The sequence below is a fragment of the Lysobacter rhizosphaerae genome, from assembly GCF_054779795.1.
The window spans coordinates 505,642-522,030 of record NZ_BAAGXO010000007.1 but is presented as its reverse complement, the minus strand read 5'-3'; the positions used below and the strand labels follow the sequence as shown (position 1 = coordinate 522,030).

General features: G+C 69.6%; 18 protein-coding genes. 12 read left to right on the top strand and 6 right to left on the bottom strand.

Translation table 11 applies throughout. The annotated features are described in order from the left end of the window. Nucleotides 1-15 precede the first annotated feature (15 nt). Together ACYVGE_RS11450 and ACYVGE_RS11445 are read right to left on the bottom strand one after the other, a co-directional pair. A complete protein-coding gene (locus ACYVGE_RS11450; RefSeq protein WP_460729984.1) occupies nucleotides 16-1,035 on the bottom strand; it encodes a sulfate ABC transporter substrate-binding protein in 1,020 nt (339 codons plus the stop codon). 16 nt (nucleotides 1,036-1,051) lie between these two features. Continuing rightward, nucleotides 1,052-2,497 carry an OprO/OprP family phosphate-selective porin gene (locus tag ACYVGE_RS11445; protein WP_460729982.1) on the bottom strand — a complete coding sequence of 482 codons (1,446 nt, stop codon included), beginning with the start codon at nucleotides 2,495-2,497 and terminating at the stop codon, nucleotides 1,052-1,054. 198 nt (nucleotides 2,498-2,695) lie between these two features. Here ACYVGE_RS11445 and ACYVGE_RS11440 point away from each other — a divergent pair, with 198 nt between their 5' ends. After that, the gene (locus ACYVGE_RS11440; protein WP_460729980.1) at nucleotides 2,696-3,577 is read left to right on the top strand and encodes an ABC transporter permease; all 882 of its coding nucleotides are present in this window, start codon (nucleotides 2,696-2,698) and stop codon (nucleotides 3,575-3,577) included. 16 nt (nucleotides 3,578-3,593) lie between these two features. Further along, complete coding sequence (locus ACYVGE_RS11435) at nucleotides 3,594-5,144, top strand: dipeptide ABC transporter ATP-binding protein (protein ID WP_460729978.1); 1,551 nt, start codon at nucleotides 3,594-3,596, stop codon at nucleotides 5,142-5,144. A 117-nt stretch (nucleotides 5,145-5,261) separates the two neighbouring features. Here the strand turns inward: ACYVGE_RS11435 and ACYVGE_RS11430 are convergent, their stop codons facing one another. From ACYVGE_RS11430 to ACYVGE_RS11420, 3 genes are all read right to left on the bottom strand, one after another. After that, entirely contained in the window at nucleotides 5,262-5,510 is a 249-nt protein-coding gene (locus tag ACYVGE_RS11430; protein WP_310054552.1) for a hypothetical protein, read from the bottom strand. 149 nt (nucleotides 5,511-5,659) lie between these two features. Next, nucleotides 5,660-6,664 carry a chorismate transformation enzyme, FkbO/Hyg5 family gene (locus tag ACYVGE_RS11425; protein WP_460729976.1) on the bottom strand — a complete coding sequence of 335 codons (1,005 nt, stop codon included), beginning with the start codon at nucleotides 6,662-6,664 and terminating at the stop codon, nucleotides 5,660-5,662. Beyond that, nucleotides 6,661-8,079, bottom strand: a complete 1,419-nt coding sequence (locus ACYVGE_RS11420; protein WP_460729974.1) for an NAD(P)/FAD-dependent oxidoreductase — start codon at nucleotides 8,077-8,079, stop codon at nucleotides 6,661-6,663. Before ACYVGE_RS11420 ends, ACYVGE_RS11425 begins: the two co-directional genes overlap by 4 nt. 107 nt (nucleotides 8,080-8,186) lie before the next feature. Between ACYVGE_RS11420 and ACYVGE_RS11415 the strand changes: the two genes are divergently transcribed. The 9 genes from ACYVGE_RS11415 (at nucleotide 8,187) to ACYVGE_RS11375 (ending at nucleotide 15,200) form a co-directional block, all read left to right on the top strand. After that, complete coding sequence (locus tag ACYVGE_RS11415; RefSeq protein ID WP_310056185.1) at nucleotides 8,187-8,462, top strand: phosphopantetheine-binding protein; 276 nt, start codon at nucleotides 8,187-8,189, stop codon at nucleotides 8,460-8,462. Between the two features lie 32 nt (nucleotides 8,463-8,494). Next, entirely contained in the window at nucleotides 8,495-9,190 is a 696-nt protein-coding gene (locus ACYVGE_RS11410; RefSeq protein ID WP_460729972.1) for a COG4648 family protein, read from the top strand. 57 nt (nucleotides 9,191-9,247) lie between these two features. Next, nucleotides 9,248-9,541, top strand: a complete 294-nt coding sequence (locus tag ACYVGE_RS11405) for a hypothetical protein (protein ID WP_460729971.1) — start codon at nucleotides 9,248-9,250, stop codon at nucleotides 9,539-9,541. Beyond that, nucleotides 9,538-10,524, top strand: a complete 987-nt coding sequence (locus ACYVGE_RS11400; protein ID WP_460729970.1) for an LpxL/LpxP family acyltransferase — start codon at nucleotides 9,538-9,540, stop codon at nucleotides 10,522-10,524. Before ACYVGE_RS11405 ends, ACYVGE_RS11400 begins: the two co-directional genes overlap by 4 nt. Beyond that, on the top strand, nucleotides 10,472-11,107 hold the full coding sequence (locus tag ACYVGE_RS11395) for a LolA-related protein (protein ID WP_460729968.1): 636 nt from the start codon (nucleotides 10,472-10,474) through the stop codon (nucleotides 11,105-11,107). Before ACYVGE_RS11400 ends, ACYVGE_RS11395 begins: the two co-directional genes overlap by 53 nt. After that, on the top strand, nucleotides 11,104-13,455 hold the full coding sequence (locus ACYVGE_RS11390; RefSeq protein WP_460729966.1) for an MMPL family transporter: 2,352 nt from the start codon (nucleotides 11,104-11,106) through the stop codon (nucleotides 13,453-13,455). The genes ACYVGE_RS11395 and ACYVGE_RS11390 overlap by 4 nt, the downstream gene beginning before the upstream one ends. Next, nucleotides 13,452-13,889, top strand: a complete 438-nt coding sequence (locus ACYVGE_RS11385) for a phosphotransferase (protein WP_460729964.1) — start codon at nucleotides 13,452-13,454, stop codon at nucleotides 13,887-13,889. The genes ACYVGE_RS11390 and ACYVGE_RS11385 overlap by 4 nt, the downstream gene beginning before the upstream one ends. Next, complete coding sequence (gene fabG / locus ACYVGE_RS11380; RefSeq protein WP_460729962.1) at nucleotides 13,886-14,617, top strand: 3-oxoacyl-ACP reductase FabG; 732 nt, start codon at nucleotides 13,886-13,888, stop codon at nucleotides 14,615-14,617. Before ACYVGE_RS11385 ends, fabG begins: the two co-directional genes overlap by 4 nt. Before the next feature lie 85 nt (nucleotides 14,618-14,702). After that, nucleotides 14,703-15,200 carry a hypothetical protein gene (locus tag ACYVGE_RS11375; protein WP_460729960.1) on the top strand — a complete coding sequence of 166 codons (498 nt, stop codon included), beginning with the start codon at nucleotides 14,703-14,705 and terminating at the stop codon, nucleotides 15,198-15,200. Nucleotides 15,201-15,206: 6 nt separating this feature from the next. Here ACYVGE_RS11375 and ACYVGE_RS11370 read toward each other — a convergent pair whose 3' ends face one another. Continuing rightward, nucleotides 15,207-15,389 (bottom strand): hypothetical protein, encoded by a 183-nt coding sequence (locus tag ACYVGE_RS11370; protein ID WP_460729958.1) that lies wholly within the window; start codon nucleotides 15,387-15,389, stop codon nucleotides 15,207-15,209. A 135-nt stretch (nucleotides 15,390-15,524) separates the two neighbouring features. On the opposite strand from ACYVGE_RS11370, the gene ACYVGE_RS11365 reads away from it, so the two are divergent. Continuing rightward, nucleotides 15,525-16,355 (top strand): lysostaphin resistance A-like protein, encoded by an 831-nt coding sequence (locus ACYVGE_RS11365; protein ID WP_460729956.1) that lies wholly within the window; start codon nucleotides 15,525-15,527, stop codon nucleotides 16,353-16,355. The last annotated feature ends 34 nt before the right edge of the window (nucleotides 16,356-16,389 follow it).

Sequence of the window (16,389 nt, the reverse complement as noted above, 5' to 3'; positions counted from 1 at the left end):
GGGCGAGCACGGGGCTCACTTCGGCTGGTAGATCCGGTCGAAGAAACCGCCGTCCGCGAAATGCTCCGCCTGCGCCTTCTTCCAGCCGCCGAAGGCCTCGTCGATCGTCACCTGCGGCAGCTTCGGAAAGCGCGCCAGTTCGGCGGCGTCGACCTTGTCGGGTTCGGCCGGTCGGTAGAAATGCCTGGCGGCCAGGCGCTGGCCTTCCGGCGAATACAGGAAGCGCAGGTAGGCCTCGGCCTGCTTGCGCGTGCCGTGCTTGGCCACGTTCTTGTCGACCCAGGCCACCGGCGGTTCGGCGCGGATGCTGATCGATGGCACGACCACTTCGAACTTGCCGCGCGTGTCCGGTTGCGAAACCGTCAGCAGCGCTTCGCTCTCCCACGCGACCAGCACGTCACCGATGCCGCGTTCGACGAAGGTCGTGGTCGCGCCGCGCGCCCCGGTATCCAGCACCGGCACGTTCTTGAACACGCGGGTGAGGTAGTCGACGACCTTGCCGCCGTCGCGGTACTCGCGCGACGCCCACGCCCACGCGGCGAGATAGTTCCAGCGCGCGCCGCCGGAGGTCTTCGGATTCGGCGTGATCACGGCGACGCCCGGCCTGGCCAGGTCGTTCCAGTCCTTGATGCCCTTCGGATTGCCCTTGCGGACGAGGAAAACGATCGTCGAGGTATAAGGCGCGCTGTTGTGCGGCAGGCGCGATTGCCAGTTCGCCGGCAGCAGCTTGCCCTTGTCCGCGATCGCGTCGATGTCGGCGGCGAGCGCCAGCGTGACCACGTCGGCTTCGAGGCCGTCGATCACCGCGCGCGCCTGCTTGCCGGAACCGCCGTGCGAGGCGCGCACGTTGATGGTTTCGCCCGTTTCCTGCTTCCACTGCGCGGCGAAGGCGCGGTCGACTTCCGAATAGAGCTCGCGTGTCGGGTCGTAGGAGACGTTGAGCAGTTCGACATCCTTCGCCACCGCGTTGCCGCCGATGAGGACGGCGGCAAGCAGCGCGGAACGAAGGGCCATGCGGAGCGTGGGGGAGGTCATGGGGGGCCTTGGGTGTCTAGAACGAAAGCTGCGCGCGGGTGAAGAAGGCTTTCTCGTCCTCGCGGTCGGCGCCGGCCGCGGCGCCGCCCTCGAACGTGGTCTGGCTGTAGTTGGCGACCAGCTTCAGGTTCTGGGTGAGGTACCAGTTGAGGCCGACGGTCCACGCCTGCGCGCGGCTCGCGGACGTGGCGGGATTGGCGAACAGCGGGAAGGCGTCGTCGTCGACATCGAGTTCTCCGTAGCGCGCGACCAGTTCCAGCGCGCCCCAGCCTGCCGCACCGGTCGTAAACGGTTGGTTAGGCCGGGCGACGCCGCGGTAGGAGGCGTCCTCGCCGGTCAGGACCCAGCTGCCGCTGAGTTGCCACGCGTTGTTCTCCAGGTGCTCCACACGGCCGGCGCTGGCGCCGGCTATCAGGCGCACTTCCTGTTCGGAGGTGACGTATTCGCCGAGCAGGCCGAGCGGGCCGTTGTAGTAGTACGCCTGCGGCGACCAGCGCCGGTGCAGGCCGTCGGCGGCGGCTTCGGCGCGATAACCGAAGAACTGCACCTGCCCCGGCGTGCGGTAGCGCGGCAGGAAATTGGGGCCCGCGCCGAAGTTGTCGCTGACGCTGGTGGCGATGCCGACGCCCAGGCCCGACCAGGCATTGGCGGCGTTCTTGTAGGGCTCCCAGAACACGCGCGCGGTGGCTTCGAATTCGTTGTCCGGGTTGGAGGCGACTGCGTCGCGGCCATCGACGACGCCGTTGAACACACCGACGGCGTAGTTCAGCGTGCTGCCGGCGAATTCACCCTGCAGCTGCACGCCAAGATCGCGGCCCGGCGTGAGTTCGGTGGGCAGGCCACGCTCGATGGCGGCGAGGCTGCCGGCGGACTGCAACTGCTCCAGGCCGAAGGGCTGCTTGTACTTGCCCACGCGCAGCGTCGCGCGCGGATCGAACTTCAGGTCGAGGTAGGCATCGTTGAGCGTGGCGCTGTCGCCCGCCAGCTGCGCCTGCAGGCGGAAGCCAAGCAGCGGGCCCCAGGTGCCTTCGATGGTGGGCTCGACGCGACGCAGCAGAAGGGTATCGTTCTGCGGAAGCTGCTCGTCATCCAGGTAGAGGCGACCGTCGGCCTGCACCAGTGCCTTGAACTTCACCTCGATGCCATCGCTCGCCGGCGACTTGACCGACAGGCCCTTGGGACTGAGGCTCACGACCGGTTCCTTGGCGGCCTTCGCGGCGGACTCCTCGGCCTGCAGTTCCAGCTTGCGTTCGATCACGCGCAGGCGCTGGTCGAGGTCGGCCAGGGCGGCGCTGTCGGCGGTGGTCGCCGTCACGCCGAGGCGCTGCTCGAGTACCTGCAGGCGCTTAGCCAGTTCTTCGACCGTGACTTCGGCCGCGTGGGCGTGCAGGGGCAGCAGCACGAACGCGAGCGCGGCGAACATCGGGGTGCGGCGCAGGGACGTGGTGGGACGTGCGGGCATGGAGATCACCAGGGTTGGAAGGACACAGTGGCGATGCGCGCGGCTGGGCGGAAACGGTCATGCCTCATCTGCATATGCCGGTTGCGCATCTGGACGAGGCAGGGTGCCGATGTAACGGCCCGCCGGCAATGACCGCGATCAAGCGGGACGGCGCCGTCGCGGGCAGGCAGGCCACGCGCAGACCGTAAGATGGCGTCGATGCCCGTCCGCTACCGTCCCCTGCCGCCGCTGGCGCGCACCTGCCTGATCGCGCTGGCCGTGCTGGCGCTGCTGTGCTGGCTGGGACCGTTGGCGACCCGCTTCGATCCGCACACGCCGGACTGGGGTGCGATGTCGGTGCGGCCCGGCGTGGGTGGGCACTGGTTCGGCACCGACGCGATCGGCCGCGATGTCTTCGCCCGCACGCTGGCCGGCGGACGCTTGTCGCTGACCGTCGGCCTGCTCTCCAGCATCGTCGCACTGGTGATCGGCCTGGGTTACGGCGCGATCGCCGGACTGGCCGGCGGCCGCGTCGAGCGCGCCTTGCTGCGCGTGCTCGACGTCTTCAGCGCGCTGCCCTTCCTGCTGGTGGTGATCCTGCTGTTGACGCTGTTCGAGCGCTCGCTGGGACTGCTGCTGGCGGCGATCGGCGGTTACGTATGGATCGACCTCGCGCGGGTGATGCGCGCCGAAGCCGCGCGCCTGCGCGAGGCGCCATTCGTGCTCGCCGCACAGGCGGCCGGCGCGGATTTCGGCCAGCGCCTGCGCTGGCACGTGCTGCCGAACCTGTTGCCCCTGGCGTTCGTGTACCTCGGCCTGATCCTGCCGCAGGCGATCCTGGTGGAGAGCTTCCTCGGCTTCCTCGGGCTCTCGGTCGATGAGCCATCGGCGAGTTGGGGCACGCTGTTGAGCGAAGGCGTGCAGGAACTCGACAGCGCGCCGTGGACACTGTTGTTTCCGGCGGTGTTCCTGGTGGCGACGCTGGCGGCCTTCCAGTTCCTCGGCGACGGCCTGCGTGACTGGCTGGACATCCGCGGTGACAGCGGCCGCGGTGACAGCGGCGGCGCCGCGCGCGTCGAACGCGAGAGTGCGGCGGCATGAGCATGAGCAGGCTGGCATGAGCAGGCCGGTGCTCGCCATCGACGGGTTGTCCATCGCGGCCGGCGGGCGGTCGCTGCTCGACGCGCTGGCACTGCAGTTGCACGCCGGCGAATGCCTCGGCCTGGTGGGTGAAAGCGGCAGCGGCAAGAGCCTCACCGCGCTGGCGCTGCTCGGGTTGCTGCCCGTCGGACTACGCGCACGGGGGCAGTTGCGGCACGAAGACCGCGCGATTGCCTTGGGCTCGCCTGAGCACGCGGCGCTGCGCGGGCGCGTGCTCGGCTGGGTCCCGCAGGATCCGCTCGCCAGCCTGCACCCCTTGCGCAGCGTCGGTGCCCAGCTGGTCGAGACGTTGCGCGTGTTGCGGGGGCTGTCGCGGGCCGCGGCGCGGCGCGAGGCCGAAGCCTTGTTCGCTCGCGTGCAGCTGCCCGAACCCGCGGCGGCCCTGCGCCGGTACGCACACGAATTCTCCGGCGGCCAACGCCAGCGCATCGCTATTGCCTTGGCGCTGGCGGCGCAACCGCGCGTACTGGTCGCGGATGAGCCGACGTCGGCGCTGGACGCGCGCATCGCCCGCGACATCCTCAACCTGCTCGACACGCTGCGGCGCGAGGAAGGTTTGTCGCTGCTGCTGATCAGCCACGACCTGCCACTGGTGGGCGCGTACGCGCAGCGCCTGCTGGTACTGCAGCGCGGCACGGTGGTCGAGCAGGGCGATACGCGTGCGGTGTTCGCCAACCCGCGGCACGCGTACACGCGCGAACTGCTGGCGGCCGACCGCCTCGATCCGTTGCCGGCGATGGACACTCCCGCGCCGGTGCTGTTGCGCGGCGAACGCCTGCGCCTGCGCTATCCGCGCGCGCCGCGCGATGCCCTGCATGACGTCTCCATCGAGTTGCGCCGCGGTGAAGGCCTCGCCCTGGTGGGCGAAAGCGGCAGCGGCAAGAGCACGCTTGGCCGCGTACTGCTGCGCCTGCTGCGCGGCGCGCACGGCAGCGTGCGTTTCGATGGCGTCGAACTGACCACGCTCGGCCGCGCGCAACTGCGCAGGCTGCGGGCGCGCATGGGCGTGGTGTTCCAGGATCCCTACGCTTCGCTCGATCCGCGCCTGCGCGTGGCCGACATCATCGCCGAGCCGCTGCGTATCCACGGTCGTGGCGATGCCGCATCGCGTCGCGCCAAGGCGGCGGAACTGCTGGTCGCGGTGGGCCTTGAGGCGGACATGCTCGACCGCCACCCGCACCAGTTCAGCGGCGGCCAGCGCCAGCGCATCGCGATCGCGCGCGCACTGGCGACCGCGCCCGAACTGCTGGTCTGCGACGAAGCGGTCTCCGCCCTGGATGCGCACCACCGCGCCGCCATCCTCGCCTTGCTGGCACGGCTCAAGCGCGAGCGCGGGCTGGCGCTGCTGTTCGTCACCCACGACCTCGCGGCCGCGGCCGCGGTGGCCGAGCGCATCGCCGTGCTCGATGCCGGCTGCATCGTCGAAACCGGCGCGACCATCGAGGTGCTGCGCCAACCGCAGCACGCGCACACGCGCGCACTGCTGGCGGCGCGTCCCGCGACGTAGGCGGGACGCACACTCAGGCCGTGGTCTTTCCTTCGCGCACTTGTGGCTTGCTCCTTCCCCCGCTTGCGGGGGAAGGCCGGGATGGGGGCACCCTCCCGCGCGCGGGGGAGGGAGCAATCAGATCAGCCCGCCGCCCAGGCTCAGGCGGATCGCGGCGACCACGATCACGATGCCATTGAGGATCAGGCCCGTCTTCGCGCGCCCGCGGTTCTCGCTGCGGGTGAACAGGATGCCGATCGCCGCGATCATGGCGCCCACCGCGGCAAACGGAATCAGCAGCCAGTTGGTGAGGCCGATGACCGGTATCAGGGCCAGCACCATCCAGCACAGGGCGAGGATGCCCCACAACACACTGATCAGCCCCATGGTTGCCTGCTCCCGGGCCGCGGCGCGGCCGATACGCACAAGATGGCGCTGCCGCGGCGCCGCTTCAAGTAAACCGATGGCCCATCCGGCTGCTCCATGCGTGTATCGCGACGCGTAGCTCGCGCCGGCGCGTGCTCAGCGGCGCGTGCTCAGCCGACGGTGTCGTGGACGCCGTCGATCTCCACCCGCAACTCGCGGCGGCAGATCGCCGCGTGCAGGACCACGAAGCGCACGCCTGGATCGACTCGCTCGCGCAGCAATGCCGACACGATGTCGAGGTCGGCGCGATCACGCACATAGGCCTTCAACTGCGTGCCCGCGCCCATGCGCGCCGGCAGCTCGGGACGGCGCGCATGTGCGGCGGCGATGAGGCTGTCGAGGTTGGCCAGCGTTTCATCCAGCTGCGCGCCGATATCGTCGGCGTGGCGCGATTCATGGCCGACGATTGCCGCGGTACCGGAGATCAGCAGCGGCATCACCGTGCCGGGCGGCAGCATCGCGCGGGCAAAGCTCGGCGGCTGCGGGCCGTACTGGCGCGGGTAACGGTAGGCGCTGATCTGGCGCGGATTCTCCAGGGGCGTGCCCGGCGTGCGCGCTGCCAGCCAGTAGACCTGCAGGCGTTGCGCGCCGGCCGCGCTCGAGTGGCCGATCGCGGTGGCCGCCGGCAGCGCCTGCGGATCGAATTCGCCCAGCCCGCGCGCGCGGCCAACACAGAAGATGCGGTAGCGCTCGGCGTCGCCGTCGCCATGGGTGATGCCGTCGAGGTAGTTCCACACGCGCAGCAGGTGCGGGTAACCGCGCGCCTGCGTGAACGCGCCCAGCCTGGCGTAGGCGGCGCTCGCGGCGGCCTCGATGTCGCCTTCGTCCTCGTCCAGTTCGATGGCACCGAACTGCAGCGCGCCGTCTTCCGCCCACGCCACGCCGGCGTCGCGGCCGCGCGCGACCGGGCCGTGCGCACGCCAGTGCTCCAGCGGCGCCGCGCCGTGCGGCTGCAACGCGACGCGCAGGTAACGCGGGTCGTCATGGGCGGGGGCGCCGTCGCCAAAGCCGATCACGGCGAGCGTGTCCGGCGCGGCCAGCAAGGCTTCAGCGGTCGCATCGGTGTAGCCGATGTGGAGGTGCGAAGGCAGCACCAGCGGTTCCACTGCGCTCATGGATTGCCCTGCTGCAGGGTGTCGCCGCTGAAAGCTTCGCGCGCCGCGCGCCGGCGCCGCAGCCAGCCGCGCAATGCGCTGGGCATCTGTTGCAACGCGGTCAGGGCATAGATCACCCGGAACAGGCGCAGTCGTCGCACCACCGCGGGGTTGTCGAAGACATCGCCCGCCAGCATCGAGATCACCGCCTGTTCCACCTGCCAGGCGTTGCGGGGGTTGTTGAACAGGTGCTTCATCACTGGCGTGTTGAAGCGATAGATGAACCACTGGAACCAGCGCAGGCCGCGGACCATGCGCCGGGCCATCGCCGCCTGCAGCGCGGCTTCGCGCGCCGGTTCGCGCAGCGCGCCGTCGACGACCTTCGCCGCCTGCTCGGCGCTGTCCATCGCCAGGTACACGCCGGAGGAGAAGATCGGATCGACGAACGCATAGGCATCGCCGGCCATCAGCCAGCCGGGCCCCGCCATGCGCGTGCAGCTGTAGGCGTAGTTGCCGGTCACGTGCACCGGGGCGACGCGCGTCGCGCCCTGCATGCGTGCCGCGACCTGCGGTTCGCCCAGCAGGGTGTCCATGAGAAAGCGTTCGCTCTCGCCGCGGCGCTGCTTGAGATAGGACGGGAAGCACACCGCGCCGATGCTCATCACGCCGCGCGGCAGCGGGATCAGCCACATCCAGCCGTGGGCGAAGCGCTGCACGGTGATGTTGCCGTCATCGCCGCCGGGGCGACGCTGCACGCCGTCGAAGTGGCTGAATATCGCGGCCGACTGGTGCCTCTCGTTCTTGCGCTTGAGCTTGAAGCGGTTGCCGAGGAAGGTGTCGCGGCCGCTGGCGTCGATCACATAGCGCGGCCGCACTTCCAGGGCGGCGCCATCCTCGCTGCGCGCATGCACGCGCTCGGGGCGGTCGTCCGCGCCGAATTCGATGCGCTCGACCTTCACTCCCTCGCGGGCGTCGACGCCGCAGCGCCCGGCATGGGCAAACAGCAACTGGTCGAATTCCTCGCGGTGCACCTGGTAGGCGTGCGGGAAGACCGGATTGAGCGCGCGGTCGAAGCGGAAGGTGTTGTAGTCCGTCCCGTCGGGATTGCGGCACGCCAGCGGGAAATCCGCGCCGGCCTTGAAGGTGCCGATCGCGTGGACCTGCTCCAGCACGCCCAGGCGCTCGAGGATGGGCAGGTTCATCGGCAGCAGCGATTCGCCGATATGGAAGCGGGGGTGGTGGTCCTTTTCCAGCAGCAGCACCTTCCAGCCCTGGCGGGCGAGGAACGTAGCGGCGGTGGTGCCGGCGGGTCCGCCGCCGATCACCAGGACGTCGGTTTCCACTACGTGACCCAGCACGTGGGCATCGCTGGCGGCGTCCGTGGCCTGTTGGCGGGGGGCCGCGGAGCGGGCGTCGGGCGAATGGGGATCGGTCATCCGGTCATGATAGTCGGTGCCCGTCAAGGCGAGGCTTGCACCACGGGGCGCGATGCTGGATCGTTGCGCCCCCGTACCTGTATTGCCCGGATTTACCGATGTCTGAAATGCTCACCTCCGCCCAGACCGCTGCCGAAGCCGAACTGGCCCAGTTGCTGGTCGAGAGCCTGAATCTCGAAGGCACCGATCCCGCCGGGATCGATCCGGAGGCGCGCTTGTTCGGTGAGGGCCTGGGGCTGGATTCGATCGACGCCCTGGAACTGGCGCTGGCGGTCTCGAAGAAATACGGCTTCCAGCTGCGTTCGGACAACGACGAGAATCGCCGCATCTTCGGGTCGCTGCGCGCGCTGTCGGCGCATATCGAGCACAACAAGGCGGCCTGACCGGGCCTGCCCATCACAACCCGGCCCAACGCATGAACCGTTCAGTCGTGGCGCGGACGGTGTTCGCGCTCGCCTACCCGCCGCTGGCCTTCTGGGCGACGCGCGCCGGCAGCGGCGACGCGGCGGCGCTGGCCCTGGGCGACCTGATCCTGGTTTTCCTGGTCGGGCCCTTGCTACGCCCGCGCGCTTGGGCATGGGGACTGGCCGCGTTGCTCGCGGCGGGCCTGCATGCCCTGGCCCGCACGGAAATCCCGCAGTTGCTGCTGCTGGCGCCGCCGGTCCTGATCCTGGCGACGCTGGCGTGGCTGTTTGGCCGCAGCCTGCGCCTGCCGCGCGAGGCGCTGATCACCCGGATAGTGGCTGCGATACACGAGCGGCCCGCGCAGGACCTTCCGGCCGACCTGCTGCGCTATACGCGCCGGCTCACCGCGGCGTGGGCGCTTTTGCTGGGCATGCTGGCGGTGGTCAATGGCGTGCTCGCCTTTGCCGAGGTGCCCGGCGGCGTGCTGGCACGGCTGAGCCATGCGCCGGCATGGGGCATCGCGCGCGAGCAGGGTTTGATGCTCGCCAACCTCATCAACTACGGCGTGGTCGGGACCTTCTTCGTCGGCGAATACCTGCTGCGTGGTCGTTTCTTCAAGGAGGAACGGCCCTACCGCAACTTTGCCGATTTCATGCACAAGATGGCGCGGCTGGGACCGGAGTTCTGGCAGGGATTCCTGCGTTAGCGCGCCTGCGGAGCGGGTGACCCGGTGCGGTCCGCCGGCAACCGCCATAATTCGCGCATGCGCTTCACCATTCCCCACGACCATCCGAGCCTGCCCGGCCATTTCCCCGGCCGCCCGCTGGTGCCGGGCGTGCTGCTGCTCGATCGCGTGGTGAGCGCCATAGAAACCGCGCACGGACCACTCGGCCCGTTGCGCCTGCCGCAGGTAAAGTTCCTGCAACCGCTGCTGCCTGGGGAGGAAGCGCGCATCGAACTCGAAGGGACAGCGCCGCGCTGGCGTTTCCGCATCCTGCGCGGCGACCTGCTGTTGGCGACCGGGGATGTGGTGGTAGACGTGGTGGTGGACGCATGAACGCGGCGGACTGGAAGCAGCGTCCCGAAGGCGGTGGTTTTGCCGCCATCTGGCTGATCCGCGCCATCGCGCGCGGCGGCGGCCGTCTGGTCGCGCGCAGCCTGCTGTGGCCGATCACGGCGTACTTCCTGATGCTGCGGGGACCCGAACGCCGCGCCTCGCGCGCCTACCTGCGCCGCGTCCTGGCGGTGCGGCCGAACCTGCTGCATGTCGCGCGGCACATCCATACCTTCGCTTCGACCATCCTCGACCGCGTGTTCCTGCTCAGCGGCCAGTTGCAGCGCTTCGATTTCACGGTGACGGGCCTGGCCGGGCTGGAGGCGCAACTCGAACGCGGCCAGGGCGTGCTGGTGCTGGGTTCGCACCTTGGCAGCTTCGACGCGCTGCGCGCGCTCGCCACGCGGCGGCCGGACGTGCGCGTGCGCGTGCTGCTCGACAAGGGCCACAACCCGGCGATGCAACAGCTGCTGGACACGCTGAATCCCGAGCTGGCGCGCGACATCATCGACGCGGGCCAACCCGGTCCCGCGATCGTGCTGGCGATGAAGGAAGCGCTCGACCAGGGCGCGCTGGTGGCGATGCTGGCCGATCGCGCGGTCGCGAACGAGGCCACGGTCAGCGCGGAATTCCTCGGCGACACGGTGCGCTTTCCCGCCGCGCCATGGCTGATCGCCGGCGTCCTGCACGTGCCCGTCACGCTGGCCTTCGGCCTGTACCGGGGCGGCAACCGCTACGAGCTGGTCTTCGAGCCGCTCAGCGACGGGCTTTCCCTGCCCCGCCATGAACGCCCCCAGGCCCTGTCCGGCCTCGTGCAGACTTACGCGACGCGGCTGCAGCATCATGCGCGGCGCGCGCCGTACAACTGGTTCAATTTCTACGACTTCTGGCAGACCCATGACGCGACTACCGTCCACGATGAAAACCCTGGGCATGGTCGTGCTCCTGCAGGCGATGATGGCGCCGCTGTACGCCGCCTCTCCTGAGCCGGCAGCCGCCGACAGCGACTGGATCCTCGCCCGGCTCGTGCAGCCGCCGCCGGCGCACACGTCCTTCGTCGAACTGCGCGGGTCGAAACTGCTGAAAAAGCCCCTGCGCCTGCAGGGCGAATACCTGCGTCCGGACGCCGACACGCTGGTGCGCAAGGTCGCCGTGCCCTATGCGGAAACCACCACTATCCGCGCCGGTGAGGTCGAGATCGCCCGCGAAGGCAAGACGCCGCGCCGCTTCTCGCTGGCGCGCGTGCCGGAGATGGCGGCGCTGCAGGCCAGCTTCGGCGCGCTGCTCTCCGGCGATCGCCACCTGCTCGAACAGCACTACCGCCTCGACACCCAGGGCACGCGCCAGCGCTGGACGTTGACGCTTACGCCCAAGGATCCTCTGGTGCTGCAGAAGCTCGAGGCGGTCACGCTGTATGGCAGCGGCTCCGAATTGCGCTGCATCGAAACCCAGCCGGTCAATGGCGAATCCCAGCGCACCCTCCTCGCCGGCGCCGCGCGCGCGGCCGGAACCGTCTTCGCGCCCGGTGCGCTGGCGACGTTGTGCTACGGCGGCGCCAAAGCGCAATGAAACTGCCGCCGATGACGCCGCGTTCGCGCCTGACGCTGGCATTGCTGTGGCTGGTGGTGCTGGCGCTCGCCGGCTGGTGGCTCGGCAGCCGCGTCGAGCTCAGTGGCGACCTGCGCAAGTTCATGCCGGCCGCGGAAACCCGCGCGCAGAAGCTGTTGATCGACGAGCTGGGCGAGGGCCCGGGTTCGCGCCTGCTGCTGGTGGCGTTGTCCGGCAGCGATGCGCAGACGCTCGCGATGCAGTCTTCGGCGCTGCGCGAACGGCTCCTGCCGCAACCGCAGTTCAAGCTGGTCGCCAACGGCGGCGATTCCGGCCTTGAAGCAATTCCCGAGGGCCTGCGTCCGTACCGCTACCTGCTCTCCGATACCGTCGACACGCATCGCTTCGACCGCTCTTTCCTTAGCGCCGAACTCGGCCAGCGCGTGCAGGACCTGGGGTCGCCCGCGGCGGCACTGGTCGAGCCGTTGCTGCCGCGCGATCCCACCCTGGAAACGATCAAGCTCGCGGAAGCCTGGCAACCCGCGAACGCGCCCCAGCGCCTGCACGGGGTCTGGTTCGACCGGGCCGGGCGCGAAGCGCTGCTGGCGATCGAAACGCGCGCCGCCGGTTTCGACCCCAAGGGCCAGCAGGCCGCGGTCGATGCGATCCGCGCCGCTTTCGCCGAGGTGGCCGGCAACAGCGGCAGCCGCCTCACCCTCAGCGGCCCGGGTGCGTTCTCGGTGGAGATCGGCGGCCGCACCGCGAAGGAGGCCGGTTGGATCGGCACCATCGACAGCGTGATTTTCGCCTTGCTGCTGTGGCTGGCGTACCGCAGCTGGAAGGCGCCACTGCTCGGCGGCCTGCCGCTGGCGAGCGGTGGCCTGGCGGGACTGGCCGCAGTCACCTTTTTCTTCGATGGCGTGCACGGCATCACCATCGCCTTCGGCTTCACCCTGATCGGCGTCGCCCAGGACTATCCGATCCACCTGTTCTCGCACCAGCGCGCCGGCCTGTCGCCGTGGGCGAGCGCGCGCGCGCTGTGGCCGACGCTGGGCACCGGCGTGGCATCGACCTGCATCGCCTACTTCACCTTCCTGGTGTCGGGGGTCGACGGCTTGAAGCAGCTGGCTGTGTTCACCATCGCCGGCCTCGGCGTGGCCGCGCTGACCACGCGCTTCCTGTTGCCGGGCCTGATCGACCCCACGCCGCGCGACGCCGCCGACTCCGTGCGCCTGGCCGGGTTGTGGGAGCGCTTCGCGCGCTGGCCGCGCCTTAGCGGCCCCGCGTATTACCTGCTCGCCGCCGCCGCGATCGCGATCGCCTGGTGGGCGCCGGGCCCGTTCTGGCAGAACGACCTGTCGCGCCTCACGCCCGTGCCGGCGCCCGCGCTCGCGCGCGATGCGCAGTTGCGCGGCGAACTCGGCGCACCCGACGTGCGTTACCTCGTCGCGGTGGAAGCACGCAATGCCGAAGTGGCACTGCAGGTGCTGGAACGCCTGCAGCCTGCGCTGGCCAAGTTGCGCGCGGACGGCGCGATCGCCGGCTTCGATTCCGCCGCGCGCTACCTGCCCAGCCAGGCGATGCAGCGTGCGCGCCAGGCCAGGCTGCCCGAACGCAGCGAGCTGCAGCGCGCCTTCAACGGCGCGGTCGCCGGCAGTGCGTTCACGGCCGACGCGTTCGACGGCTTCGTCGACGATGTCGAGACCGCGCGCACGGCGCCGCCGCTGGCGCCCCATGATCTCGATGGCACACCGCTGGCGGCCGCCATCGGCGGGCTGCTGCTCGAACACACCGACCACGCCACGGCACTCGTATCACTGAATGGATTGAAAGATCCGGCCGCCGTGGCGCGGGTGGCCAAAGAGCACGGCGCGGCGCTGCTCGATCTCAAGCAGGCCTCCGAATCGCTGGTCGCCGCTTACCGCGAACGCGTGCTGCTGGCGTTGGCGCTGGCGTGGGTGCTGCTGATCATCACGGTCTGGATCGCACTGGGCCAGCCGCAGCGCGTGCTGCGGGTGCTCTCGCCGATGGTGCTGACCACGCTGCTCATCCTCGCCGTGCTGCGCGGTTTTGGTGTCGAGCTCAACCTGTTCCACCTGGTCGCGTTGATCCTCGCGGCCGGCCTCGGCCTCGATTACGCGCTGTTCTTCGACCACGCCGGCGACGACCACGCCGAGCAGCTGCGCACCCTGCACGCGATCATCGTCTGCAGCCTCACCACGCTGCTGGTGTTCGCGTTGCTGGCGCTTTCCTCGATTCCCGTGCTGCGCGCGATCGGCAGCACGGTGGCGCTGGGCGTGGTCTGCAACTTCGTCCTGGCCCTGCTGCTGGTGCGGCAGCCGGCGACGCGGAAAGCGTTCAACACATGATCGGCCGCGCGGACATCCAGGCGCTGATTCCGCACCAGGGCGCGATGTGCCTGTGGGACGAAGTCGTCGCCTGGGATGACGCACGCGTCCACCTGCGTGCGCACGGTCATCGCGACCCCGCGCACCCGTTGCGCAGCGGTGGCCGGCTGCATGCCGTGCATCTGTGCGAATACGGCGCGCAGGCGATGGCGGTGCACGGCGGATTGCGTGCCCGCGCGGGCGCTGGCGTTGCCAGGGCGGGCATGCTGGTCGCATTGCGCGGGATCCACCTGCACGTGGCGCGCATCGATGACCTCGCCGGGGCCATCGAGTGCGAGGCGCAGCCGCTCGCGGAGAGCGAGCACAGCCAGCAGTACGCATTCCGCATCACCCATGCCGGCGCCCTGATCGCAGAGGGGCGGGCCGCGGTGATGCTGCACGGAGACACGGCATGAATGAGATCCGCAAGCGCGCGCTGGTCACCGGGGGCAGCGGCGACCTGGGGTCGGCGATCTGCATGCAACTCGCGGCCGCGGGCATCCACGTGATCGTGCATGCGCACGGCAATCTCGCCCGCGCGGAAGAGGTTGCCGCCGCGATCCGCGCCGCCGGTGGCACTGCCGACGCCGTGGCCTTCGACGTCACCGACGCCGACGCCAGCCGTGCGGCGATCGATGCGCTGCTCGAAACCGGGCCGGTCCAGATCATCGTCAACAATGCAGGCATCCACGACGACGCGCCCCTGGCGGGCATGACCGCGCAGCAATGGAAGCGCGTGATCGACGTGTCGCTGCACGGCTTCTTCCATGTCACCCAGCCACTGCTGTTGCCGATGGCGCGCACCCGCTGGGGCCGCATCGTGAGCGTGTCGAGCGTGGCCGCCGTGCTCGGCAACCGCGGCCAGGCCAACTACGCCGCCGCCAAGTCGGCATTGCACGGGGCGACCAAATCGCTGGCGCGCGAGATGGCGTCGCGCGGCATCACCGCCAATGTCGTCGCGCCCGGCGTGATCGCGGGGCGGATGACGTCGGAGCTGTTCCCGGCCGAAACGATCCGCCAGATGGTGCCCGCCGGCCGCGCCGGCACCCCTGAGGAAGTGGCGCACCTGGTGGCCTTCATCTGTTCAGATGCCGCCGGCTACATCAACGGCCAGGTGATCGGCATCAACGGCGGCATGGGCTAGCCACGACCGGGCCAGCGGCCGCGTGCTGGACCATTCACGCCAATGGGTGCAGGCTTCAGGGATCCGGAGCCACGAGAATCCCGCCATGCGCATCCTGTCCCTGCTCCTCCTGCTGGCCGCACTCACCGGTTGTGCCAGCACGTCCAAGGTCATGGTCGGCCAGACCCGCGCGCCGATCACGCCCGACCAGGTCCGCATCTATTCCCAGCCGCCGCCGCACTACCAGGAGATCGCGATGCTGGAGACGCAGAGCGGCGGGTTCACCTATGGCGAGCAGAAAAAGATGGACGAGGTGCTCGCCAACCTGCGCAAGTCCGCGGCCGAGCTCGGCGCCAACGGCGTGCTGCTGGAAGGCCACGGCAACGTGTACAGCGGCAGCAGTGTCGGCGTCGGTGTCGGCAGCTCCAACTACGGACACAGCAGCAGCACGGGCGTCGGCGTCGGCTTCAACATCAGCCCGTCGCCCAAGCACGCGAGTGCGATGGCGATCTGGGTCGATCCGGCCGATGTGCCGACCTTGCCGGCCACGCCCGCGCCGCCGACAACGCCTCCGCCGCCACCCCCGCCCCCGCATAAGCCCTGACGCGGCTCAACCGGCGCGCGGCATCCGCGTCGCGTCGAATACCGTGCCGAACCCACCGCCGGGATCGTGGATCACCGGCGGATGCGCGCGCGTGATGCGGTACTCATGCACGACGTTGCCGTAATCCCACACCTGCTTCATCACGTGCGAGGTGATGCGCCACACGAGCCGCGAAATGGCTGCAGCCACGGAGCGGTGACTCAGGGGTGCTCACTATGGTCGTAAGGGTTGTTCGTAAATTGCGACCCCGGCGTTGCTCGAATTGCTCTGGACGGACGCTGGATGGCATGGGAACGTCGTCGCTCAATCCGCAACGACCTGCCGATGACCATCGACGCTTCCACTCATGCAACGCCCCCGCTTTTGCCCGTCGACACACGTGAACAAGGTTGGAAGCCGCTAGCGCACTTCGGGCTGGACGCGCTGCTGGCCATCGTGTTGTCGCAGGGGCTCAGCCTGGTAGGGCTGGTGGGGTGGGCGGCGGCTCGCACGGTGCAGTTGAGTATCGAGCACCAAGGCGCGGTGGATCCTTCGAAAGTGGCATCGCAGCTGGGCATGCCAGGCGGCATGGCCATGCTATGGATAGTTCTGTTGGCGTACCCGCCGACGGCTGTGCTGCTCTACTTCTGGCGTCGCCGTGCCAGTGCAGCCGAACGTATCGCATCGGCGATCGCAGCGCGGCGTGCGCGCACTTTGCTGTGGGCAGTGATCGTCGGCCTTGCGACGGCCCTCGGTGGCGCATTGGTCGCCTGGCTCGCCCAGCGCAGTGGTTTGCGGATGGAGGCGAGCAATATCGCGATGATCAAGGAGATCGCCAGCCGCCCGTTGCTCTTGTTCGTGTTCGCGGTGCTGTTGGCGCCAGCCTATGAAGAACTGCTGTTCCGGCGCGTGCTTTTTGGCCGCCTGTGGGCCGCGGGCCGGCCATGGCTGGGGCTGCTGTTGAGCTCGATCGCCTTTGCGCTCACGCACGAGCCGCCGGGTTTGAGCGGCAATCGGGGCGGGGCGCTGGCGTTGCTGTTGCTCATCTACACCCTGATGGGCGCTGCCTTCGCTTGGCTCTATCGTCGCACCGGCACCTTGTGGGCGCCGGTGGTCGCGCATGCGACCAGCAACCTGATCGCATGCGGTCTGCTGTTGATGGGGCTGGATGCGTAGGAGCTTGCAGCCGAAGCCGTCGCGGCGCGGCCCC